Below are 6,334 nucleotides of genomic sequence, written 5' to 3'. Positions count from 1 at the left end.
GTTAACGTAATCGTTTCTAATGCTTTATGCGCTTTTAAAATAACTTCTGCAGCAGGTGCCTCATAAATTTCTCTTGATTTGATACCTACAAGTCTATTTTCTACATGGTCAATTCTTCCGATACCATGCTTACCAGCTAATGCATTCAACGTTAAAATTAAATCGTCTAATTCATATGTTTTGCCATCAATTTGAACTGGGATGCCTTTATCAAACGTTAAAATGATTTCATCAGCAGTATCTGGTGTTTCTTCTAAAGCATTTGTTAGATCGAACGCATCCTCTGGTGGCGCAGCATAAGGATCTTCTAAAATACCACATTCATTCGCTCTGCCCCATAGATTTTGATCGATAGAATAAGGTGAATCATGGTTGATTGATACAGGGATATTATGTTTAATTGCATAATCGATTTCTTCTTCACGACTCCATGCCCACTCACGTACAGGTGCGAATGCTTTCAATGATGGGTTTAATGCTTTAATGGCAACTTCGAAACGTACTTGGTCATTCCCTTTACCAGTACAACCATGTGCAATACCTACTGAATTTGTTTTCTCAGCAATCTCTACTAATTTTTTAGCGATTAATGGTCTTGATAAAGCTGAAACTAATGGATATGCATTTTCATACATTAAATTTCCTTTGATTGCATAACTTACATACTCATCACTAAATTCTTTTGTTGCATCAATAATATGACATTCAACTGCTCCCATATCTAAAGCTTTTTTATAAACGATGTCTAAATCTTTACCTTCACCAACATCTAGGCAACAAGCTACAACGTCGTATCCTTTGTCGATAAGCCATTGAACGGCCACACTTGTATCTAGTCCTCCTGAATATGCTAAAACAATTTTCTCTTTCATAAAATTCACCTCATTGTAGTTATCTGAATATTTCGTATGAACACATGATAGCAAACTTTTAATGAAAATAAAACCATTATTTTACATATTTATTCATAAAATGCGATAGAGATAGTTAGAGTTGTAAGTATAAATGCTTATTTATCAATGTTTAAAAGTATTTTAAAAAACATGCAAATTGTATAAAAAATGTTTGAGTGTTTGACGCCAGTTTGAAATGTTTGTTGAAAAATAGGTGTGAAACGTCACATAAATATCAATTTTATTGATTAAGTACAAACTTGTGAATTGAATCGCAAACGTAAACTTAGTAAAATTAAGATATTAAATGAAACAGGAGGCTTTTATAGATGACTCATATTCAATTAGATTTTAGTAAAACGTTAGAATTTTTCGGTGAACACGAATTAAAACAACAACAAGAAATTGTTAAATCAATTCACAAAACAATTCATGAAGGTACTGGTGCAGGTAGTGACTTCTTAGGCTGGGTTGATTTACCAGTTGATTACGACAAAGAAGAATTTTCAAGAATTGTTGAAGCATCAAAACGCATTAAAGAAAATTCTGATGTTTTAGTAGTCATCGGTATTGGTGGTTCTTACTTAGGTGCACGTGCAGCAATCGAAATGTTAACGTCATCATTTAGAAACAGCAATGAATACCCTGAAATTGTATTTGTTGGTAATCACTTATCATCAACATATACGAAAGAGTTAGTTGATTATTTAGCAGACAAAGATTTCTCTGTAAACGTTATTTCTAAATCTGGTACAACTACAGAACCAGCAGTTGCATTTAGATTGTTCAAACAATTAGTTGAAGAAAGATACGGTAAAGAAGAAGCACAAAAACGTATATTTGCAACAACGGATAAAGAAAAAGGTGCTTTAAAACAGTTGGCTACAAACGAAGGTTATGAAACGTTTATCGTACCTGATGATGTAGGTGGAAGATATTCTGTTTTAACAGCAGTAGGATTATTACCAATTGCAACAGCTGGAATTAACATCGAAGCTATGATGATTGGTGCTGCAAAAGCACGTGAAGAATTATCTTCAGATAAATTAGAAGACAACATTGCATACCAATATGCGACAATTCGAAACATTTTATATGCAAAAGGTTATACAACAGAAATGTTGATTAACTATGAACCATCTATGCAATACTTTAATGAATGGTGGAAACAATTATTTGGTGAATCAGAAGGTAAAGACTTCAAAGGTATCTATCCTTCAAGTGCCAACTACACAACTGATTTACATTCTTTAGGTCAATATGTACAAGAAGGCCGTCGTTTCTTATTCGAAACAGTGGTAAAAGTAAATCATCCTAAATATGATATTACTATTGAAAAAGATAGTGATGATCTAGACGGATTAAATTATTTGGCTGGTAAAACAATCGACGAAGTTAACACAAAAGCATTCGAAGGTACATTATTAGCGCATACTGATGGTGGTGTTCCTAACATGGTAGTGAACATTCCACAATTAGATGAAGAAACTTTCGGTTATGTCGTATACTTCTTCGAACTTGCTTGTGCAATGAGTGGATACCAATTAGGTGTAAATCCATTTAACCAACCTGGTGTAGAAGCATATAAACAAAACATGTTCGCATTATTAGGTAAACCTGGTTTTGAAGACTTGAAAAAAGAATTAGAAGAGCGTTTATAAAATACATTACTTCAATGATTAGTGAAGTTTGAAAAGATAGAACTAGACGTTAACTATTTAAAGCATATTTTCGAGGTTGTCATTACAAATGTAAAAATGTAATGACAACCTCGTTTTTATTTATATGCAAGAACTAGGTTACTAGCTAATGTGACAAGATGTTAAGAGAAAATTAAAGAAAAAATAACATCTGTCATACAATAATATTGTTATACTACTAGAGACTGATTTATTAGCATGATTACATGTTAATGTTTCTTTACTTAGTAATTAACTTTATAATCTAAGAATAATTATCTTCAACCAAAGAAAGGGATTGATGATTTGTCGTTTCATCAAGTAGAAGAATGGTTTGAGATATTTCGACAGTTTGGTTATTTACCTGGATTTATATTGTTATATATTAGAGCGATAATTCCAGTATTTCCTTTAGCACTCTATATTTTAATTAACATTCAAGCTTATGGACCTATTTTAGGTATATTGATTAGTTGGCTTGGATTAATTTCTGGAACATTTACAGTCTATTTGATCTGTAAACGATTGGTGAACACTGAGAGGATGCAGCGAATTAAACAACGTACTGCTGTTCAACGCTTGATTAGTTTTATTGATCGCCAAGGATTAATCCCATTGTTTATTTTACTTTGTTTTCCTTTTACGCCAAATACATTAATAAATTTTGTAGCGAGTCTATCTCATATTAGACCTAAATATTATTTCATTGTTTTGGCATCATCAAAGTTAGTTTCAACAATTATTTTAGGTTATTTAGGTAAGGAAATTACTACAATTTTAACGCATCCTTTAAGAGGGATATTAATGTTAGTTGTGTTGGTTGTATTTTGGATTGTTGGAAAAAAGTTAGAACAGCATTTTATGGGATCGAAAAAGGAGTGACATCGTGAAAAAAGTTGTAAAATATTTGATTTCATTGATACTTGCTATTATCATTGTACTGTTCGTACAAACTTTTGTAATAGTTGGTCATGTCATTCCGAATAATGATATGTCACCAACCCTTAACAAAGGGGATCGTGTTATTGTAAATAAAATTAAAGTTACATTTAATCAATTGAATAATGGTGATATCATTACATATAGGCGTGGTAACGAGATATATACTAGTCGAATTATTGCCAAACCTGGTCAATCAATGGCGTTTTGTCAGGGACAATTATACCGTGATGACCGACCGGTTGACGCATCTTATGCCAAGAACAGAAAAATTAAAGATTTTAGTTTGCGCAATTTTAAAGAATTAGATGGAGATATTATACCGCCTAACAATTTTGTTGTGCTAAATGATCATGATAACAATCAGCATGATTCTAGACAATTTGGTTTAATTGATAAAAAGGATATTATTGGTAATATAAGTTTGAGATATTATCCTTTTTCAAAATGGACGATTCAGTTCAAATCTTAAAAAGAGGTGTCAAAATTGAAAAAAGAATTATTGGAATGGATTATTTCAATTGCAGTCGCTTTTGTCATTTTATTTATAGTAGGTAAATTTATTGTTACACCATATACAATTAAAGGTGAATCAATGGATCCAACTTTGAAAGATGGCGAGCGAGTAGCTGTAAACATTATTGGATATAAAACAGGTGGTTTGGAAAAAGGTAATGTAGTTGTCTTCCATGCAAACAAAAATGATGACTATGTTAAACGTGTCATCGGTGTTCCTGGTGATAAAGTAGAATATAAAAATGATACATTATATGTCAATGGTAAAAAACAAGATGAACCATATTTAAACTATAATTTAAAACATAAACAAGGTGATTACATTACTGGGACTTTCCAAGTTAAAGATTTACCGAATGCGAATCCTAAATCAAATGTCATTCCAAAAGGTAAATATTTAGTTCTTGGAGATAATCGTGAAGTAAGTAAAGATAGCCGTGCGTTTGGCCTCATTGATGAAGACCAAATTGTTGGTAAAGTTTCATTTAGATTCTGGCCATTTAGTGAATTTAAACATAATTTCAATCCTGAAAATACTAAAAATTAATATGAAACAAATACAACATCGTTTGTCGGTTTTAATACTGATAAACGATGTTTTATTTTGTTAGTACCACAATAAAAGCTAAGTTCGAAATGAACTTATAATAAATCAATCACAATCACTTTGTGTTAAAATATGTGTCAAAGGAAGTGAGGGTTTGTCATGACATTACATGCTTATTTAGGTAGAGCGGGAACAGGTAAGTCTACGAAAATGTTGACCGAAATAAAACAAAAAATGAAAGCAGATCCGCTTGGAGATCCAATCATTTTAATTGCGCCAACTCAAAGTACATTTCAATTAGAACAAGCCTTTGTCAATGATCCGGAATTAAATGGTAGTTTAAGAACAGAAGTGTTGCATTTTGAACGATTAAGTCATCGTATTTTCCAAGAAGTTGGTAGTTATAGCGAACAAAAGTTATCTAAAGCTGCAACGGAAATGATGATTTATAACATTGTTCAAGAACAACAAAAGTATTTAAAACTTTATCAATCACAAGCAAAATATTATGGGTTTAGTGAAAAATTAACAGAACAAATTCAAGATTTTAAAAAATATGCAGTAACGCCTGAACATTTAGAACACTTTATTGCTGATAAAAATATGCAAACTCGAACTAAAAATAAGTTAGAGGATATTGCTTTAATATACCGTGAGTTCGAACAACGCATTCAAAACGAGTTTATTACTGGTGAGGATTCATTACAATATTTTATTGATTGTATGCCGAAATCAGAGTGGCTAAAACGTGCTGATATATATATTGATGGTTTTCACAACTTTTCAACGATTGAGTATTTAATAATCAAAGGATTAATTAAATATGCGAAGAGTGTCACAATTATATTGACGACAGATGGTAACCACGATCAATTTAGTTTATTTAGAAAACCATCGGAAGTGTTACGACATATTGAAGAAATAGCAAATGAACTCAATATTTCTATTGAACGTCAATATTTCAACCAATTATATCGCTTCAATAATCAAGATTTAAAGCATCTTGAACAAGAATTTGATGTACTTCAAATCAATCGAGTGGCATGTCAAGGTCATATCAATATTTTAGAATCTGCGACTATGAGAGAGGAAATAAATGAAATTGCGCGACGTATCATCGTTGATATTCGTGATAAGCAATTACGATATCAAGATATTGCAATTTTATATCGTGACGAGTCTTATGCTTATTTATTTGATTCCATATTACCGCTTTATAATATTCCTTATAACATTGATACAAAGCGTTCGATGACACATCATCCGGTCATGGAAATGATTCGTTCATTGATTGAAGTTATTCAATCTAATTGGCAAGTGAATCCAATGCTACGCTTATTGAAGACTGATGTGTTAACGGCATCATATCTAAAAAGTGCATACTTAGTTGATTTACTTGAAAATTTTGTACTTGAACGTGGTATATACGGTAAACGTTGGTTAGATGATGAGCTATTTAATGTCGAACATTTTAGCAAAATGGGGCGTAAAGCGCATAAACTGACCGAAGATGAACGTAACACATTTGAACAAGTCGTTAAGTTAAAGAAAGATGTCATTGATAAAATTTTACATTTTGAAAAGCAAATGTCACAAGCGGAAACTGTAAAAGACTTTGCAACTGCTTTTTATGAAAGTATGGAATATTTCGAACTGCCAAATCAATTGATGACAGAGCGAGATGAACTTGATTTAAATGGTAATCATGAAAAGGCGGAGGAAATTGATCAAATATGGAATGGCTTAATTCAAATCCTTGA

General features: G+C 31.7%; 6 protein-coding genes. 5 read left to right on the top strand and 1 reads right to left on the bottom strand.

Features of this window, described 5'->3' with window-relative positions:
* Positions 1-872: argininosuccinate synthase (locus IDG60_RS04180; protein WP_206160520.1), on the bottom strand; the 872-nt coding region annotated here is incomplete at its 3' end.
* A 350-nt stretch (positions 873-1,222) separates the two neighbouring features.
* Between IDG60_RS04180 and IDG60_RS04175 the strand changes: the two genes are divergently transcribed.
* From IDG60_RS04175 to IDG60_RS04155, 5 genes are all read left to right on the top strand, one after another.
* Complete coding sequence (locus IDG60_RS04175) at positions 1,223-2,554, top strand: glucose-6-phosphate isomerase (RefSeq protein ID WP_000148852.1); 1,332 nt, start codon at positions 1,223-1,225, stop codon at positions 2,552-2,554.
* A 324-nt stretch (positions 2,555-2,878) separates the two neighbouring features.
* Positions 2,879-3,454: a TVP38/TMEM64 family protein gene (locus IDG60_RS04170; protein WP_000007967.1), complete on the top strand. Its 576-nt coding sequence runs from the start codon at positions 2,879-2,881 to the stop codon at positions 3,452-3,454.
* Positions 3,455-3,458: 4 nt separating this feature from the next.
* Positions 3,459-3,983: a signal peptidase I gene (lepB, locus tag IDG60_RS04165; protein ID WP_000758207.1), complete on the top strand. Its 525-nt coding sequence runs from the start codon at positions 3,459-3,461 to the stop codon at positions 3,981-3,983.
* 15 nt (positions 3,984-3,998) lie between these two features.
* A complete protein-coding gene (gene lepB / locus IDG60_RS04160) occupies positions 3,999-4,574 on the top strand; it encodes a signal peptidase I (protein WP_000711896.1) in 576 nt (191 codons plus the stop codon).
* A gap of 159 nt (positions 4,575-4,733) precedes the next feature.
* The coding region (locus IDG60_RS04155; protein ID WP_481906079.1) for a helicase-exonuclease AddAB subunit AddB at positions 4,734-6,334 on the top strand (1,601 nt) is incomplete at its 3' end.

The sequence above is a fragment of the Staphylococcus sp. EG-SA-2 genome, assembly GCF_017152085.1.
The sequence above is the reverse complement of the archived record's forward strand: the minus strand, read 5'-3'. Positions and strand labels throughout refer to the sequence as shown.

Excerpts from the sequence above, each read along its gene's own strand:
- IDG60_RS04175 (WP_000148852.1), top strand. The coding sequence starts at position 1,223 with ATGACTCATATTCAATTAGATTTTAGTAAAACGTTAGAATTTTTCGGT.